The organism is Halolamina sp. CBA1230, from assembly GCF_002025255.2.
Lineage (GTDB): Archaea > Halobacteriota > Halobacteria > Halobacteriales > Haloferacaceae > Halolamina.
Window position 1 is genome coordinate 779,652 of record NZ_CP054587.1, and the last position, 14,287, is coordinate 793,938.

The 14,287-nt window shown below is 68.7% G+C and carries 20 protein-coding genes; 9 read left to right on the forward strand and 11 right to left on the reverse strand.

What is annotated here, in order from left to right; genetic code table 11:
• Window positions 1–94 precede the first annotated feature (94 nt).
• The 4 genes from B4589_RS03905 to purM all read left to right on the forward strand — a co-directional run bounded on the left by B4589_RS03905 (window position 95) and on the right by purM (window position 3,970).
• Window positions 95–1,765: a TraB/GumN family protein gene (locus tag B4589_RS03905; RefSeq protein WP_079233045.1), complete on the forward strand. Its 1,671-nt coding sequence runs from the start codon at window positions 95–97 to the stop codon at window positions 1,763–1,765.
• The gene (locus B4589_RS03910; protein ID WP_079235160.1) at window positions 1,762–2,439 is read left to right on the forward strand and encodes a metalloprotease; all 678 of its coding nucleotides are present in this window, start codon (window positions 1,762–1,764) and stop codon (window positions 2,437–2,439) included. The genes B4589_RS03905 and B4589_RS03910 overlap by 4 nt, the downstream gene beginning before the upstream one ends.
• Window positions 2,440–2,583: 144 nt before the next feature.
• Complete coding sequence (locus B4589_RS03915; protein WP_158081135.1) at window positions 2,584–2,727, forward strand: hypothetical protein; 144 nt, start codon at window positions 2,584–2,586, stop codon at window positions 2,725–2,727.
• Window positions 2,728–2,989: 262 nt separating this feature from the next.
• Window positions 2,990–3,970, forward strand: a complete 981-nt coding sequence (purM, locus tag B4589_RS03920) for a phosphoribosylformylglycinamidine cyclo-ligase (protein ID WP_079233046.1) — start codon at window positions 2,990–2,992, stop codon at window positions 3,968–3,970.
• A gap of 75 nt (window positions 3,971–4,045) precedes the next feature.
• On the opposite strand, the gene B4589_RS03925 is transcribed toward purM, so the two are convergent.
• The 5 genes from B4589_RS03925 to B4589_RS03945 all read right to left on the reverse strand — a co-directional run bounded on the left by B4589_RS03925 (window position 4,046) and on the right by B4589_RS03945 (window position 7,350).
• Window positions 4,046–4,204, reverse strand: a complete 159-nt coding sequence (locus tag B4589_RS03925) for a hypothetical protein (RefSeq protein ID WP_158081136.1) — start codon at window positions 4,202–4,204, stop codon at window positions 4,046–4,048.
• Window positions 4,205–4,338: 134 nt separating this feature from the next.
• Window positions 4,339–4,878, reverse strand: a complete 540-nt coding sequence (locus tag B4589_RS03930) for a CBS domain-containing protein (protein ID WP_079233047.1) — start codon at window positions 4,876–4,878, stop codon at window positions 4,339–4,341.
• Window positions 4,879–4,927: 49 nt separating this feature from the next.
• Window positions 4,928–5,299: a DUF555 domain-containing protein gene (locus tag B4589_RS03935; protein WP_079235161.1), complete on the reverse strand. Its 372-nt coding sequence runs from the start codon at window positions 5,297–5,299 to the stop codon at window positions 4,928–4,930.
• Between the two features lie 152 nt (window positions 5,300–5,451).
• The gene (locus B4589_RS03940) at window positions 5,452–5,880 is read right to left on the reverse strand and encodes a GtrA family protein (protein ID WP_079233048.1); all 429 of its coding nucleotides are present in this window, start codon (window positions 5,878–5,880) and stop codon (window positions 5,452–5,454) included.
• Window positions 5,881–7,350, reverse strand: a complete 1,470-nt coding sequence (locus tag B4589_RS03945) for a sulfatase (protein ID WP_079233049.1) — start codon at window positions 7,348–7,350, stop codon at window positions 5,881–5,883. It abuts the gene before it with no gap.
• Window positions 7,351–7,513: 163 nt separating this feature from the next.
• Here B4589_RS03945 and B4589_RS03950 point away from each other — a divergent pair, with 163 nt between their 5' ends.
• From B4589_RS03950 to B4589_RS03960, 3 genes are all read left to right on the forward strand, one after another.
• Window positions 7,514–8,479, forward strand: coding sequence for an arsenic resistance protein (locus tag B4589_RS03950; RefSeq protein WP_079233050.1), 966 nt, complete (start codon window positions 7,514–7,516; stop codon window positions 8,477–8,479).
• Window positions 8,480–8,615: 136 nt separating this feature from the next.
• On the forward strand, window positions 8,616–8,861 hold the full coding sequence (locus B4589_RS03955) for an AbrB/MazE/SpoVT family DNA-binding domain-containing protein (RefSeq protein ID WP_079233051.1): 246 nt from the start codon (window positions 8,616–8,618) through the stop codon (window positions 8,859–8,861).
• Complete coding sequence (locus B4589_RS03960) at window positions 8,858–9,244, forward strand: PIN domain-containing protein (RefSeq protein WP_079233052.1); 387 nt, start codon at window positions 8,858–8,860, stop codon at window positions 9,242–9,244. The genes B4589_RS03955 and B4589_RS03960 overlap by 4 nt, the downstream gene beginning before the upstream one ends.
• Before the next feature lie 17 nt (window positions 9,245–9,261).
• On the opposite strand, the gene B4589_RS03965 is transcribed toward B4589_RS03960, so the two are convergent.
• From B4589_RS03965 to B4589_RS03975, 3 genes are all read right to left on the reverse strand, one after another.
• Entirely contained in the window at window positions 9,262–9,552 is a 291-nt protein-coding gene (locus B4589_RS03965) for a chorismate mutase (RefSeq protein ID WP_079233053.1), read from the reverse strand.
• Complete coding sequence (locus B4589_RS03970) at window positions 9,549–10,436, reverse strand: shikimate kinase (protein WP_079233054.1); 888 nt, start codon at window positions 10,434–10,436, stop codon at window positions 9,549–9,551. The genes B4589_RS03965 and B4589_RS03970 overlap by 4 nt, the downstream gene beginning before the upstream one ends.
• A gap of 66 nt (window positions 10,437–10,502) precedes the next feature.
• Window positions 10,503–11,282, reverse strand: coding sequence for a GHMP kinase (locus B4589_RS03975; RefSeq protein WP_079233055.1), 780 nt, complete (start codon window positions 11,280–11,282; stop codon window positions 10,503–10,505).
• Window positions 11,283–11,893: 611 nt separating this feature from the next.
• On the opposite strand from B4589_RS03975, the gene B4589_RS03980 reads away from it, so the two are divergent.
• Window positions 11,894–12,181, forward strand: coding sequence for a DNA-directed RNA polymerase subunit L (locus B4589_RS03980; RefSeq protein ID WP_079235162.1), 288 nt, complete (start codon window positions 11,894–11,896; stop codon window positions 12,179–12,181).
• A gap of 55 nt (window positions 12,182–12,236) precedes the next feature.
• Here B4589_RS03980 and hisF read toward each other — a convergent pair whose 3' ends face one another.
• On the reverse strand, window positions 12,237–13,052 hold the full coding sequence (gene hisF / locus B4589_RS03985) for an imidazole glycerol phosphate synthase subunit HisF (protein ID WP_079233056.1): 816 nt from the start codon (window positions 13,050–13,052) through the stop codon (window positions 12,237–12,239).
• A gap of 156 nt (window positions 13,053–13,208) precedes the next feature.
• Here hisF and B4589_RS18120 point away from each other — a divergent pair, with 156 nt between their 5' ends.
• Window positions 13,209–13,343: a hypothetical protein gene (locus B4589_RS18120; protein ID WP_255246123.1), complete on the forward strand. Its 135-nt coding sequence runs from the start codon at window positions 13,209–13,211 to the stop codon at window positions 13,341–13,343.
• Between the two features lie 12 nt (window positions 13,344–13,355).
• On the opposite strand, the gene B4589_RS03990 is transcribed toward B4589_RS18120, so the two are convergent.
• Complete coding sequence (locus tag B4589_RS03990; RefSeq protein WP_079233057.1) at window positions 13,356–13,778, reverse strand: hypothetical protein; 423 nt, start codon at window positions 13,776–13,778, stop codon at window positions 13,356–13,358.
• A 42-nt stretch (window positions 13,779–13,820) separates the two neighbouring features.
• Window positions 13,821–14,261, reverse strand: coding sequence for a DUF5796 family protein (locus B4589_RS03995; RefSeq protein WP_079233058.1), 441 nt, complete (start codon window positions 14,259–14,261; stop codon window positions 13,821–13,823).
• Window positions 14,262–14,287: the final 26 nt, after the last annotated feature.

Below are 14,287 nucleotides of genomic sequence, written 5' to 3' on the forward strand. Positions count from 1 at the left end.
TGGGGGTGGCGCGAGCAAAACGGTTCTGGCGGCGGACGCCGGGCCGAACCGCGCTTCGTCACGGTCAAGGCCCACCGGGGCGGAGTCGCTCGCAATGAGTGAGTCGGAGGGGAGCGTGCAGGTCGTCGGCACCGCGCACGTCTCCGCCGAGAGCGTCCGGGAGGTCGAGGAGACCATCGAGGAGGAGCGCCCGGACGTCGTCGCCGTCGAACTGGACGAGGGGCGCTACAACCAGATGCGCGGCGAGGAGCCCGAGGACCTCGCCGCGGGCGACCTGCTGGAGGGGAACACCGTGTTCCAGTTCCTCGCGTACTGGATGCTCTCCTACGTCCAGGCCCGGATGGGCGACCGCTTCGACATCCAGCCCGGCGCGGAGATGCTCGCCGCCGTCGAGACCGCGGAGGATCTCGACATCGAACTCTCGTTAGTCGACCGGGACATCCAGGAGACGATCCGGCGGTTCTGGGCGCGGATGAGCCTCTTCGAGAAGTTGCGAGTCGTGGGCTCGCTGGCCTTTGGCATCACCGACCCCCGGATCGGCGGCGTGGTGTTCGGCCTGCTGGTAGGGATCGTCCTCGGGCCGATCCTGGGCGTGTTCGGCGGCGCCGTCGGCGTCACGCAGTCGCTGCTCGTCGGCCTCACCGGGAGCGCGTTCGTGGGGCTCGGCGCGGCGTACGTCCTCTCGGAGCTGACGCTGCGGACCATCGAGGACGACGTGCTGGCACTCGGTGGCGCTGCCGTGGCTGCGACCGTTGTCGGCGCGCTCGCAGGCGTCGGGCTCGGCCTGACCGACCCCCTAGTCACCCAGTACCTCGGCGACTTCGTGATCACCGCCGTGGGGTCGATGACGCTCGGGCTCTCGGCGGGGCTGGTCGTCGGCGCCGTCGTCGCGGCGGTCATGGGCCTTCTCGTCGACGGGGGCGAGCCGGCCGACGAGGAGATGGAGGAGCTGTTCGACCCCGACGAGCTGACGGACACGGACGTGGTGACGGCGATGATGGAGGAGTTCCGTGAGTTCTCCCCCGGCGGCGCGGAGGCGCTGATCGACGAGCGGGACGCGTACATCGCCCACCACCTCGTCGACCTCCGCGAGCAGGGGAAGGAGGTGGTCGCCATCGTCGGCGCCGGCCACCAGCAGGGGATCGAGTCGTACCTCGAACGCCCGGAGACGCTGCCGCCGAGGGAGTCCCTGACCGGACAGAAGGAGCGCCTGCTGCCGTGGGGGAAGATCGTCGCCGTCGGGATCACGGGGGCCTTTGTCGCCTTCTTCGTGCTGCTGGCGATGGCGGGCGTCGAGGACCGCTTCCTGCTCGAACTGTTCGGCGCGTGGTTCGTCGTCAACGGCGTGTTCGCGGCCGGGCTCGCGCGGCTGGCGGGGGCGCGCTGGCCGTCGGCGCTGGTCGGCGGCTCCGTCGCGTGGCTCACCTCCGTGAACCCGCTGCTCGCGCCGGGGTGGTTCGCGGGCTACGTCGAACTCCGGTACACCACCGTCAACGTCGGCGACATCGACACGCTGAACCAACTGATCGACGATCAGGAGACGCCGATCCTGGAGCTCGTCGAGGAGATGTTCGAGGTGCCGCTGTTCAAACTCATCATGATCGTCGCACTCACCAACGTCGGGAGCTTCGTCGCATCGTTCCTGTTCGCACTGTACGTGCTGCCCGCCTTCTTCGGCGACATCGGCGGCGTCGCCGCGGTGCCGGAGCTGCTGATCGAGGGGGCGCGTAACAGCGCCCGCACCCTCGTGGGGTGGGTCGCGTGAGCGCCCAGCGAGGCGATGGCGGGCGGTTCGACCCCGATCCGTCGCTGCGGTTCTCGGCCCAGGAGATCCAGGACCTGCTGATCGCGTGGCTCGCGCTGGGGCTGGCGTTTGCGATCTTCTTTGCGGGCGGCGGGAACGCGGCGATCGCCCTGGTCACGGCGAGCCCGACGGCGTTCGCGGTCGCGCTCGTGGTGTCGCTGCTCACTGCGGGCGTGGGGTTCCTGCTCCACGAACTCGGGCACAAAGTGGTCGCGGTGCGCTACGGGAACATTGCCGCGTTCAAGGCGGAGTACGGGATGCTGTTCCTGGCGATCATGAGCGCGTTCCTGGGGTTCATCTTCGCCGCGCCGGGGGCGGTCCACCACCGCGGCCGGCTGACCGACCGCCAGCACGGGCTGATCGCGCTGGCGGGGCCGGCGGTGAACCTCGTGTTGGCGGCCGTGTTCGTCCCGCTCTGGCTGGGTGGGCTGACGCTCGGGATCGACCTGCTCGAACTGCTCGGGGGCCGCGGGCTGGCGGTGAACCTGTTCCTCGCGGCGTTCAACATGATCCCCATCGGCGCACTCGACGGCCGGACGATCGTGGGATGGAGTAAGGCGGTCTGGGCGGGCGTGTTCCTGCCGAGTATCGCGGTGACGGTGTACGTGGTGTTCGTGATGGGCGTGGGGTTCTGAGTGGTTTTGTGCGGGCTTTTCGGGAAGTGATCGCGGTGGGTCTCTCGGTTCGTTGACTACTGCATCAGCGACCGCGACCGCAACAACATCTCGAAGCATGACCACTTGTGACCGCAATGTGCCGGACACGAGGTCCGGCACAGCATGGAATCCCCACCCCTCCCCCCGCGGCCGGCGACAGGTGCCGGCCGCGAGGCGTCCACCGCGACCGCACCGCCGCCGCGGTCGGCGCGAAACGCTCGCGGCTCCGTCCGCGAGCAGGCGCGAGGGATGAGCGAACGGATGTGAGCGAATCGGTTGGGGAGGTCTGTGGGCTGTGCGGGGCAGTTGCGGTCGCAAGTGGTCATGCTCACTCCGCGGTCGTGTTGGCGGTCGGGACACCGAACTCCGCGGTCGTGTTGGCGGTCAGGACACCGAACTCCGCGATTAAGACACCGAACCTCACACTCGTCGAAACGACGAGCACCACCCAAACACGGAGCCGACACCCACCCAACACCACTACGAAGGGAGCGGAGGACTTTTGCGCGACCCTCCCGCCGCTTCGGACATGACCGAAGAGGAGGGGCTGACCTACTCGGAGGCGGGCGTCGACATCGCCGACAGCGAGGCGGCGACGGCCGCGCTGGTCGGCGCCGCCGGCGCCGCGGGCGAGGGCACCGACAGCGACTACGCCGGCTTACTCGACATCGGCGACCGCTACCTCGCGCTGGCGACCGACGGCGTCGGCACCAAACTCCTCGTCGCGGAGGCGATGGAGGACTACTCCACCGTCGGCATCGACTGCATCGCGATGAACGCCAACGACCTCGTCGCCGCCGGCGTCGACCCCGTGGCGTTCGTCGACTACCTCGCGGTCGACGACCCCGACGAGACGTTCGCCGAGCAGGTGGGCGAGGGGCTCGCCGCCGGCGCCGAGGCGGCGGACCTCCAACTCGTCGGCGGCGAGACGGCGGTGATGCCCGAGGTCGTGAAGGGCCTCGACCTCGCGGGCACCTGCGCGGGGCTGGCCGCGAAGGACGCCGTCTTCCCCGGCAACGCCGAGGTCGGCGACGCGCTGGTGGGCTGGGAGTCCTCCGGCATCCACTCCAACGGCCTGACGCTCGCCCGCGAAGCCGTCACTCGTGAGTACCAGTACACCGACCCCTACCCGGGCGAGCGCTACGACGCCGTCGGCGACGCGCTCCTCGAGCCGACGCGGATCTACACGGACCTCCTGGAACCGATGCAGGACCACGGCGTCCGCGCCGCGGCGCACGTCACCGGCGGCGGCTGGACCAACCTCGAACGGCTCGGGGAGTACCACTACGAGATCGACGACCCGTGGCCCCAGCAGGAGGTGTTCGACTTCGTGCAGGACCTCGGCGACGTGAGCGACGAGGAGATGCATCGAACGTTCAACATGGGCACCGGGTTCGTCGCCGCGGTCGACCCCGAACGCGCGGACTCGCTCGTCGGCGAGACCGAGGGCCGCGTGATCGGGCGCGTGGAGGAGGGCGAGGGCGTCGCTATTCGCGGGCTGGAGCTGTAGCGGGACTGTTGGTTCCCTATCGGTTCGGCGTTCTCGTAGCCGTTAGTGAGGTGGGCGAACTGACCGGAGTGGCGTTTATCCGTACTTCTCGACGGCGGGAAGCACGACGAATCGAGAGAGAACGAGGCCGAGCACGGCGCCGAGGGCGAGAGAACCGAGCGTGGGGAGCGGTTCAGGAGGTACAAATCCCAGCACCACGTTCGCACAGAGGATTATTAGGAGGAACGTGATCATCAGGTTTCGCAAATCCATCGTTCACTCACTGATACATATCTGGATGGATAGCTCCGACGGATTCGTGCACTCGTCCCGAGACGAAGAGGTCCGAGGCTCGCGACGTGAACCTCTCCGTACCTGCAGAACGGAAGCTACGAGAGGTGACTCGCGATGTCGGCTTCCGTGATGATCCCCGCCGCCTCGCCGCCGTCGGTGACGATCACCGCCTTGTAGTGGTCGAGCAGGTTCCGGATCTCGTCGACGGTCGCGTCGGTGCCGACCGTCGGGAACGACTCGCTCATCACCTCCGCCACGGGCAGGTCGCCGACGTTTTCGCCGGCGTGGACCACGTCGGACTGGGAGATCGACCCCACCGGAACGCCGTTCTGGATCACCGGCAGCTGTGAGTACGCCTCCTCGTCCATCAGGTCGACCGCGTCGCTGACCGAGTCGTCCGGGCCGACGTTGACCACGGTCTCGTGCATCAGGTCGGCGGCCCGAACCACCTCACCCTCGGCCTCGTCCAGCGCCTCGACGATCCGCCGCAGCGTCGAGAGTCGCGGGTCGACGTCGTCGTTCTCGACGCGGGCGATCAGCGGCTGGGAGACCCCCGCGCGCTCGGCCAGCGCCGACTGCGTCATCCCCACCTCGTTCCGCCGCTCGCGCAGGTCCTCGGGTGTCGGGAGCTCCATGGCGGGGAATAACTACTGGTAATTTGAAAGCGTTTCGGAAACCCGGGGGTTACTCGGCGGTCGCGCCCTGGTCGCCCTCCTCGGTCTCGACGGTCTGGATGACCTCCAGCGGGACGTCACGCAGCGCGCCGCCGACCTCGCTTTTGGCGATGCGGGTGGCGTGCTCCTCGTTCTCGGCGTTGAAGATGTCGATCTCGAGCACCAGGCCGACGAGGGCGGTGCTGGCGGCGATAAAGGCGGAGTCGAACGGCTCGCCACAGGCCGGGCAGTCGGTCAGGCCGACCTCGACGTCGACGTACTCCTTGTCGGCCTCGTTGAGACGCCGGCCGGACTCGGAGACGGCGACGCCGATGGCGTCGTCGATATCCTCGACGTCTCGCACGAGCCACGCAGCCTCCATCACGACGTGATAGTTGCCCATACAGGTACTCCTCCACCAGCAGGCAAAGTTTCGTTGGTTCGCCGGCGTGAGCGAGGCCTCGCAGTCGTCGTCGAGGGCGTCAGTCGTCGCTCGCCCCCGCGGGTCGCCCTTCCGCTGGGGGTTGCGGCTGTCCCGCTCCGCCGTCCGGGGGATCAGGTCCGTTTCCACGTCCACCGGGAGTCGAGCACGTAGCGGTAGACGCCGCTGAGCAGGATGGCGACCGCGTTTGCCAGCAGGTACTGGACGTCGCGGAAGTCGACCAGCGCGTACAGCACCGCCAGCTGGATCGGGATCGCCGTCCCCCGCACGACGTTCGTCTTCAGCAGGCCGGTGAAGTACGCGCCCCACCCAGAGTTCTGCATCGACGCGAACGTCCACGCGTTGTTGAGCACGTACGTCAGCACGATGGTGATCTCGATCGCGACGGTCGCGCCAACCAGGTAGTTCACCTCGCCCACGTCGACGAACAGCCAGAGCAGCAGCATCTGCACCCCCGCCGTGGAGGTCCCGACGATCACGTACCGCCGGAGCCGGACCGCGAGCGGACCGCTCACGAGGTTGCGGAGGAACGCGCGGACCATCTAGCGGTAGCCCAGCGCCTCCAGTCGGTGTTCGAGCTCCTCGTCGACGCCGTCGGCCTCACTCGCCGCGTCACCGTCGGCAGCACGGAGTAGCTCGGCGTGCGCATCGGCGAGCCCTTCGAACTCCTCGAGCACGGCTCGGGCCTCCGGCGTCGGGTCGTCGATCAGGTTCTCCTGCTGGGTCGGGTCGTCGGGCCGGAAGTACAGTTCGCGGTCGCCGGCGCCGTCCCGGTCTCCCGACGCGACCTCCTCGCCCGCGTCCACGTTCTCGATGTACGTCCAGTCCCGGTCACGAACGCTCACCAGCAGGTCGCCGTCGTCGAGCGAGCGCGGGATCGGCTGGCTGGTCACCGTCTCGCCGCGGACCGTGACCGACACCACCGGCTCGTCGGCTGGCGTCTTGCCGTCGAGCACGCTCGGTGCGACGCTTCGCCCCTGCCAGGCGTCGGGCGCGTCGGCGCCGAGGAGGTCGGCCACCGTCGGCGGGATCGCGTCGAGGCCGACCTGACGCTCGACCCGTCCGCCGTCGCGGCCGGGCACGTCGACGATGAAGGGGACGTGAACGAGTTCGTCGTACAGTTTGGGGTAGTGAGCGAGGTGGCCGTGTTCCTGAAACTCCTCGCCGTGGTCGCCCGCGACGACGACCGCCGTCTCGTCGTCGACGCCGGCGGTTTCGAGCGCGTCGAGCACGCGACCCACGCTGGCGTCGACCTGCCGGACGGCGGCCTGATACAGCGTCCGGAGATCCGCGAGGGTGCGCTCGCCGACGTTCCAGCCCAGCCCCGTCCGGGTGTGGGCGTGGATCATCCGGTGGGTGCCGAGCAGACCGTCGGACACCTCGCGGATGTACCGCGGCGCCGGGACGTACGGCGTGTGGGCGTCCATGTAGTGGATCCAGAGGAAGAACGGCTCCTCGACCGACTCGACGTAGTCGGTCGCGGCGTGTTCCACGTCGAACATCCGCGAGGTGTCGAGGAACGGCCGGTCGTCGGTGCCGCCGCGGAGCCACGAGCCGATCCGGCGGATCGGCGAGGTGGCGAACTGGAGCCACGCCTCGACGGTCGGGTGGGTGGCGAGATACTTGCTGTAGATGCTGGAGCCGACGCCGGTGACGAACGACTCGAACTCGTCGAACCCGTCGTCGTACCCCCAGTGGGAGGTGAGAAAGCCGTTGGCGGCGTTGAACCCCGCCGTCGAGAACCCCGCATCCGAGAGCGTCTCCGCCAGCGTCTCCACCCCCTCGACGCCGATGCGGCCGGTGTCGGCGAACACCGGGCGGGACGCCATGATCGACGGGAACGAGAACGGCGTCCAGTTGCCGGTGGCGAACGCGTGGTCGAACGTCGTCCCGCGGTCGGCGAGGCCGTCGAGCACGGGCGTGTGGCGGTCGTCGTCGTACGCGCCGACAGCGTCGGCCCGGAGCGAGTCGACCGTGACGAGCACGACGTTCGAGATGTCGGTGTCGGTCATGGTGAGGACCTCCGCCGACTGGTGGCTTGACACTCCCCTGGAGTGAACGGCCGGCGCTATCGACGGAGACGTGCGTATACGTACTCTCCCGCGCTCCGGGGGGATAAGTACCACCATCTCGGAGGCGTCGGCGTTTTCCCGTGGCTCCTCGAACGGCCACCGAATGGACGGGAAAGCGCTGCTCCAGCGCCGACAGGTCGCGATCTACGCCGTCGCCGTGCTGCTGGCGGTCGCCGCCGGTCTCGGCCGCCCGGCGACGGCGTCGGTCGTCGAGCGGTTCATCGACCCGGTGCTGGCGCTGCTGCTGTACGTCACGTTCCTCGAAGTGCCGTTCGTCCGGTTCCGGCGCGCGTTCCGCAACCGTCGGTTCGTGGCGGCGGCGCTGGGGGTGAACTTCCTGGTCGTCCCCATCGTGGCCTGGCTGCTCACGAGACCGCTGCCGGCAGAGCCGGCGCTGCTCGTCGGGGCGTTCCTCGTGCTGCTGACGCCGTGTATCGACTACGTGATCACGTTCACCGACCTCGCGGGCGGCGACGCCGAGCAGGTCACCGCGACGACGCCGGCGCTGCTGCTCGTCCAACTGCTGGCGCTGCCCGTCTACCTCTGGCTGTTCGTGGGGCCGACGGTCGCGACGGCGATCGATCCACGGCCGTTCGTCGAGGCGTTCCTCCTGATCATCGCCCTCCCGCTGGCGCTGGCGTGGGCGACGGAAGCGTGGGCGGAACGCTCGCCCCACGGTACGTCGTGGCAGACGGCGATGGGGTGGCTCCCGGTGCCGATGCTCGCGGTCACGCTGTTCGTCGTCATCGCCTCGCAGCTCCCCCGCGTGTGGAGTTCGATCGACCAGATCGCGACCGTCGTCCCCGTCTACGTCGCGTTCCTGCTCGCCATGCCGCCGATCGCCGGGGTCGTGGGCGCGCGGCTGGATCTGCCCGTGGGCGAGCGCCGCGCGCTCGTGTTCACATCGGTGACACGGAACTCGCTGGTGGTGCTGCCGCTGGCGCTCGCGCTGCCGCCGGCCTATCAGTTGGTGCCGGCGGTAGTCGTGACGCAGACGCTGGTGGAGCTGGCGGGGATGGTGACGCTGACGCGGGTGGTGCCGCGCTGGCTGGTGCCGGGAGAGGCGTAGTGGCTACCGACTCTCCTGCTGTTCGACCCGGTCAGGTAGCGAAAACCCACATCCACAGTGCCGAAACGAACCGATTGGAACCACCAATGGGGAGTTAGTGGTAAGTTTCTTCTTTCGTGGTACCATATCCTCGTCTATGTCAGCAGAGACGGACGGCCAGGGGCGGCTGTACATCCCGAAGGAAGTGCGCGAGAAGTACGGCCAGAAGTACCACATCGTTCTGTACGAGGACAGAATCGAGCTGATCCCGGTCGCGGACGACCCACTCGCCGCTGTTCGTGAGGCAGCAGGCGAACTCCACGACACAGCAGTCGAGGATGTTCGAGAGGATATCGAGTCGGAGGCCAAAGCCGAGGCTGGGAAGGCCGGCGACGACAGATGACGGTGTACGTCGAGACGGATTTCCTGCTGGCACTCGCCAAAGACACTGAATGGCTGCAGGGCTCCGCGGAGGACGCTCTCACCGAGTACGCCGTCGAAACGTCACCGTTCTCGTATCTCGAACTCCTGCTCGCCCGGGAACGCTACGAGTTCGACTACGTTCCGCTGGTGGCGAACCTGCTCGAACTCGTCCCCGTGCGGGACGAGGAAGAGAAACAGGTCGTGCTGAAAGCCGTCAACTACTACGACGAGGGGATGACACCGTTCGACGCGTTCCACGCGGCCACTGCGGAAACGCGAGGGGTGGACGTCCTCTCCTCCGAGAACGAGTACGAGGATATCGAGGTCGAACGAGTCCCGCTCGAACCGACCGACGACGAGTAGCGTCGGCCCGTTTTCGGCTACCGACTCTCCCGCTGCTCCACCTTGTTCAGTTCGATCAGCAGCCGGAAGATCGCCTTCACCAGGTTCGAGTCGACATCGAAACGCTCGGCGTTCTCGCCGGCGCGGTCCATCACCGCCTGCTCCTGGTCCTCGTCGGTGGTCGGGAGCCCCTGCTCCGCCTTCACGTCGGCGATGGTGTCGGCGACGTACGTTCGCTGGGCGATGAGCTCGACCAGCTCCTGATCGATCTGCTGGATCTCCTCGCGCAGTTCCTCCAAGGTCATGTCGTCGGGCGTTCGCTCGGTCATAGATATCTCCCTCCAGTCGCGCGTGTCCGCGTCCGCAGCGTCTCCCCCGGTCGTTCGCTCCAGCGGTCCTCGACCGCTTCCAGCCCCTCGGGATCGCCGACCGCGACGACGCTCGGCCCCGTGCCGGAGAGCGAGACGCCGTCGGCGTGGGGCATCGCTTCCACCGCCGGCTCGGGGTCGAACCCCAGCGCCGCAGAGAACGCGAGCCCGTTGACCGTCATCGCGGTCCCGTACTCGCCGTCGAGCGCGAGTTCCTCCACGAGTCGGGCCATCGGCGCGACCAGTTCACAGCGCTCGGCGTCGGCGTCGGCGGAGTACGCGCGTTCGGGCGGCGTCCAGACGAGCGCGTTCCAGTCGACTTCTTCGCGGGCGAGCAGTTCGTCGGCGGTGTTGTCGGTGACTGTGAGCCCGCCGAGCATCGACGCGCTGGCGTCGTCGAACGCGCCGGTGACGGTGACGCCCGCCGCCCGCGCCGCCTGCACGCCGAGCCGGCAGGCGTCCTCGTGGTCGACGATCCCCGCGAGCCCGAGCGCGTCGGCGGTCGCGAGTACGGCCGCGTTCGCGGCCGCGGAGGAACTCTTGAGCCCCGCGGCGGTCGGCACCTCGCTCTCGGTTCGGACCGTGCCGCCGACGGTCTCAGGCTCCGGGAGCGCCGCGGTCGCGGCCGGGTCGTCGCCCCACTCCTCGGCCGCGAGGGCCACGCAGCGCTCGATCAGCTCGGTGTCGGCGTCGGGCTGGCCCTCGATCTCGCCCGCGACCGTCCCGGAGTCGTCGAGTTCGACGTGGGCCGCGGTCTCGAAATCGAGCGCGAACGCCGACCCCCGGCCCGTGGCGAGCGCGTTGAGCACCGTGCCCGCACCGGGCGCGGCGGCGTGGCCGTCCATATCCGTACTGGAACGGGTCCGGGGCTTGAAGCTGGTGGTCGCGACGGTTCGGCGGTGTCGGCGGGGTTACAGCAGCCGCGCGCCCTCGGTCGAGACGCGTGTGCGGTTCGCCAGCACGCCCTCGCAGTCGACGGCGACGACCGTCTCGCCGAGCATCGCCATCGTGGCCGCGCCGCCTGCTTCCTCGACGCGGGCCACGTCGTCGACGACTCGGTCCGTCGGGAGATCCAGCGCCTGCGCGAACGGCCACGAGCGCTCGACCACGTCCCGCAGCGTCGGCGGGGCGGGCAGCGCGTCGAGCACGGCGCCGCCCTCCTCGCGAACGCGATCCATCAGCTCCTCGTCGGCCAGCGCGTCGGCGGTCGAGAGCCCGCCGTAGGAGACGTACTCGACGGCCTGATCGGTCTCGACACGCTGCCGGCCGTCGCCGACGTTGTACAGCAGCCCGCCAGCGTCCTGGATGAACACGTCGCCGAGTCCGGTTCCGGCGGCGACTTCGGCCTCGTGACTGTGTTCGACGAGGTGGTCGCGCGGGAGCGCGAGCTCGTACAGTTCGTTCGCGGCGAGCGCGGTCGCGAGCGTGGCGGCGCCGCTGGCGCCGAACCCCGCGCCGAGGGGGACCTGTGGCTGCACGTCGACCGCCGCGTCGACGCCGAGGCGGTCGAGTACGCGCTCGACTGGTTCGAACGCCGCCGGCTCGCCGTCGACGGTCACCGTGCTCTCGGGCGCTTCGTCGACGCTGACGGTCACGCCGTCCGCGAGTGCGACGCTGGCGCCGCGGGAGCCGGACTCGATCTGGTCGGGGGCGAACACGGCCGTCACGCTGGCCGGGGCGAAGGCGTCCATGGGTCGGGGGTGGGGAGGAGTGTAGTTGAATCCGTGTGGTTCCTCGCTGTTCTCGGTTCTCGATTGGTGGTGTAGTCGTCTTTCGTGACGAGATTGGTTGCGTTGACCGCGACGGCAACAGCATCTCGATCGTAGACCACTTGTGACCGCAGTGTGCCGGGCACGAGGCCCGGCACAGACCGTGATTCCCCACCCCTCCCCCCGCGCTCGCCGACCGCTGGCGAGCGCGAGGCGTCCACCGCTACCGCACCGCTACGGCTGTCGGCGCGCGACGTGAGAGCGACGGCGCGAACGAGCGCGCGAGGGACGAACGACCGAAGGGAGTGAGTCGGTTGGGGAGGCCTGAGGGCTGTGCGGCGCGGCTGCGGTCACAAGTGGTCATGCTCACTCCGCGGTCGTGTTTGCAGTCCAAAACACCGAACGCCGCGGTGCTGTTCGCGGCTGAAACACCGAACGTCGCGGTGACGTTCGCGGTCGCTGTCGTCGATCGCCCAGAGCGGCCGGAGTCGTTACGAAACCGGACTACCGTCAACTCATCGAACCGCCAGAACCCACGAACGAACGGTATCGGAGACGAAACACTCAAACGCCGACCCCGACAACCCGAATCCATGGAACTGCGGGTCATCGAGAAGACTGACGAGGAACTCCGCATCGAGGTCGCCGGCGAGGGCCACACGTTCATGAACGTCCTGAAGGGGACGCTGCTGGAGAACGACGACGTCGCCGCCGCCACGTACGACGTGAACCCCGAGCAGTCCGGCGGCCAGACCGAGCCGATCCTCTCGATCACGACCGAGGGCGGCGCCGACCCGCTCGACGTGCTCGAGACCGCCGCTGGCGACGTGAGCACCAAGGCCGACGATCTCCGCACCGCGTTCGAGGACGCCGCCGTCTAGTTTCTGCCGTCCGGTCCTTCTTTCCGGCCGTCCCGAGAGCACCCGGCTGCCGGCGTCAGATCCGAACCGGCACGCCGCGCTCGGCGAGATACTGCTTGACCTCCCGGATCGAGTAGTCGTCGTAGTGAAAGATCGAGGCCGCCAGCCCGGCGTCGGCGTTCGCTTCGGTGAACACCTCGTACATGTCCGCGGGCGAGCCACAGCCCGAGGAGGCGATCACGGGCGTCGAGACGGCGTCACAGACCGCCGAGGTGAGCGGGACGTCGTACCCCTCCTCGGTGCCGTCCTTGTCGATGGAGTTGACGAACAACTCCCCCGCACCGCGGGACTCGGCCTCCTCGGCCCACGCCACGGCGTCGAGGCCGGTCCCCTCGCGGCCACCCTTGACGGTGCACTCGAACCAACAGGACTCGCCGTCGACGCGTTCGTAGTGTTCGCCCCCCTCGTCGTAGCGCCGGCGGGCGTCGATCGAGATGACGATACACTGCGAACCGAACGCTTCGGCACCGCGGTCGATCAGGTCGGGGTTCGCGATCGCGCCGGAGTTGATGCTGACCTTGTCCGCGCCGGCGCGCAGCGTCTCCTTGATGTCGTCGGTCGTCCGGATGCCGCCGCCGACGGTCAGCGGGATGAACACCTCGTCGGCGACCGCCGACACGGTGTCGAGCATCGTCTCCCGCCCCTCCGCGCTGGCGGTGATGTCGAGGAAGACGAACTCGTCGGCGCCGGCCTCGTTGTAGCGCTTGGCCATCTCCACCGGGTCGCCGGTGTAGTCCAGGTTCTCGAAGTTGACGCCGGTGTAGACGGCGGGATCGCCGTTGTCGTCCACGTCCACGTCGATGCAGGGGATGACCCGTTTGGTGAGCGTCATTGTGTGGGCTGGGCGGAAGCGGTCGCGGTTCCGCGCATACGTCCGCTGGGCGGGCCACCCATTTGCACGTTACGGAAGGGGGGCTCCAGCAAACCCCGAGAGGGGAGGGGGTCGATCGCCGGAAGCGATTTACGGTCTCCGCCCCCACGTCGGAACATGGTCGACGCCACGGAGCGCGACGGGATGACGTGGTACCAGTGTGAGAACTGTGGCCTCCTGTTCGACGACGAGACCGACGCCGGCCAGCACGAGGACAACTGCGCCGGCGACGACCCCTCGTACCTCCAGTAGCCCCGGCCTCGACTACCGTTCCGCCACGCTCGAGAGCGTCGGGAGCAGCCACTCGACGACCGACGCGCCCGCGAGCAGCCCCGTCACGGCGCCGAGTACCTGCATCGCCGACACGCCGGGGTCGATCGCGTCCACTTCCGCGACGATCACGATCCCGGCGACGACGAGCAGGAAGGCGCCGGTCACGATCCAGTCCGCCGTCGATCGCTCGTTACCCGTCGACTCCTTCTGAAGCCCCGTGTGCTCGTAGGCCAGCAAGACCGCGACGCTCGCGACGGCGCCGACAGCGAGCGCGAGCAACGGGAACGGGTCCGCGACGGCGGCGAGCCCCCCACCGAGCAGGAGGGTCGGGAGGAGGTAGAGGACGGCCGGGTGGTCGGGGACGACCCCGTAGAAGAGTTGGTCGACCAGTTCGTCGAACAGCCCGTCGAACATGGCCCGCCGGTTCGACGTGCGGGTACTTGTCGGTACCGCTGGCTACTCGCTCTCGTCGGCGCTCACGATCTCGAAGCTCTGTTCCCCCCAGTCGTCCTCGACGAACACGAACACGCGGCCCCGAGCGACCTCGGGGTCTGCCTCCACTTCGATCCGTCGCCCGTCGACGTGGCGTGCGGTCACGCCGGGGAACACCTCCTCGGCCTCCCCGGGGTCGATCATCACGCGGCCGACGCCGGTGTCCTCGAGGATCTCGTCTTCGGTTTTCAGGTCGTTGATGTACAGCATCACCCCCTCGCTCTCGGTCGGGTCGGTGACGAGCAGGTGACACTCCTTCCCCGGGCCGGTCCGGACCGATCCCTCCTCGGCGCTGGGGACGCCCCGGTACAGCGTCTCGCGGCCGTCGGCGTACTCGACGACCACGCCCTCCTCTCGGAGGTCGACGCCGACGGTTCCGGGTGGGACGTCGTTCCGGTTGGACATACTCCGCCTACCGCCCGCGAACGCAA

Bases quoted from the DNA above. Each gene is read 5' to 3' on its own strand.
- B4589_RS03905 (WP_079233045.1), top strand. From the start codon at position 95: ATGAGTGAGTCGGAGGGGAGCGTGCAGGTCGTCGGCACCGCGCACGTC.
- B4589_RS03915 (WP_158081135.1), top strand. From the start codon at position 2,584: ATGGAATCCCCACCCCTCCCCCCGCGGCCGGCGACAGGTGCCGGCCGC.
- purM (WP_079233046.1), top strand. From the start codon at position 2,990: ATGACCGAAGAGGAGGGGCTGACCTACTCGGAGGCGGGCGTCGACATC.
- B4589_RS03925 (WP_158081136.1), bottom strand. From the start codon at position 4,204: ATGATCACGTTCCTCCTAATAATCCTCTGTGCGAACGTGGTGCTGGGA.
- B4589_RS03930 (WP_079233047.1), bottom strand. From the start codon at position 4,878: ATGGAGCTCCCGACACCCGAGGACCTGCGCGAGCGGCGGAACGAGGTG.
- B4589_RS03935 (WP_079235161.1), bottom strand. From the start codon at position 5,299: ATGGGCAACTATCACGTCGTGATGGAGGCTGCGTGGCTCGTGCGAGAC.
- B4589_RS03940 (WP_079233048.1), bottom strand. From the start codon at position 5,880: ATGGTCCGCGCGTTCCTCCGCAACCTCGTGAGCGGTCCGCTCGCGGTC.
- B4589_RS03945 (WP_079233049.1), bottom strand. From the start codon at position 7,350: ATGACCGACACCGACATCTCGAACGTCGTGCTCGTCACGGTCGACTCG.
- B4589_RS03950 (WP_079233050.1), top strand. From the start codon at position 7,514: ATGGACGGGAAAGCGCTGCTCCAGCGCCGACAGGTCGCGATCTACGCC.
- B4589_RS03955 (WP_079233051.1), top strand. From the start codon at position 8,616: ATGTCAGCAGAGACGGACGGCCAGGGGCGGCTGTACATCCCGAAGGAA.
- B4589_RS03960 (WP_079233052.1), top strand. From the start codon at position 8,858: ATGACGGTGTACGTCGAGACGGATTTCCTGCTGGCACTCGCCAAAGAC.
- B4589_RS03965 (WP_079233053.1), bottom strand. From the start codon at position 9,552: ATGACCGAGCGAACGCCCGACGACATGACCTTGGAGGAACTGCGCGAG.
- B4589_RS03970 (WP_079233054.1), bottom strand. From the start codon at position 10,436: ATGGACGGCCACGCCGCCGCGCCCGGTGCGGGCACGGTGCTCAACGCG.
- B4589_RS03975 (WP_079233055.1), bottom strand. From the start codon at position 11,282: ATGGACGCCTTCGCCCCGGCCAGCGTGACGGCCGTGTTCGCCCCCGAC.
- B4589_RS03980 (WP_079235162.1), top strand. From the start codon at position 11,894: ATGGAACTGCGGGTCATCGAGAAGACTGACGAGGAACTCCGCATCGAG.
- hisF (WP_079233056.1), bottom strand. From the start codon at position 13,052: ATGACGCTCACCAAACGGGTCATCCCCTGCATCGACGTGGACGTGGAC.
- B4589_RS18120 (WP_255246123.1), top strand. From the start codon at position 13,209: ATGGTCGACGCCACGGAGCGCGACGGGATGACGTGGTACCAGTGTGAG.
- B4589_RS03990 (WP_079233057.1), bottom strand. From the start codon at position 13,778: ATGTTCGACGGGCTGTTCGACGAACTGGTCGACCAACTCTTCTACGGG.
- B4589_RS03995 (WP_079233058.1), bottom strand. From the start codon at position 14,261: ATGTCCAACCGGAACGACGTCCCACCCGGAACCGTCGGCGTCGACCTC.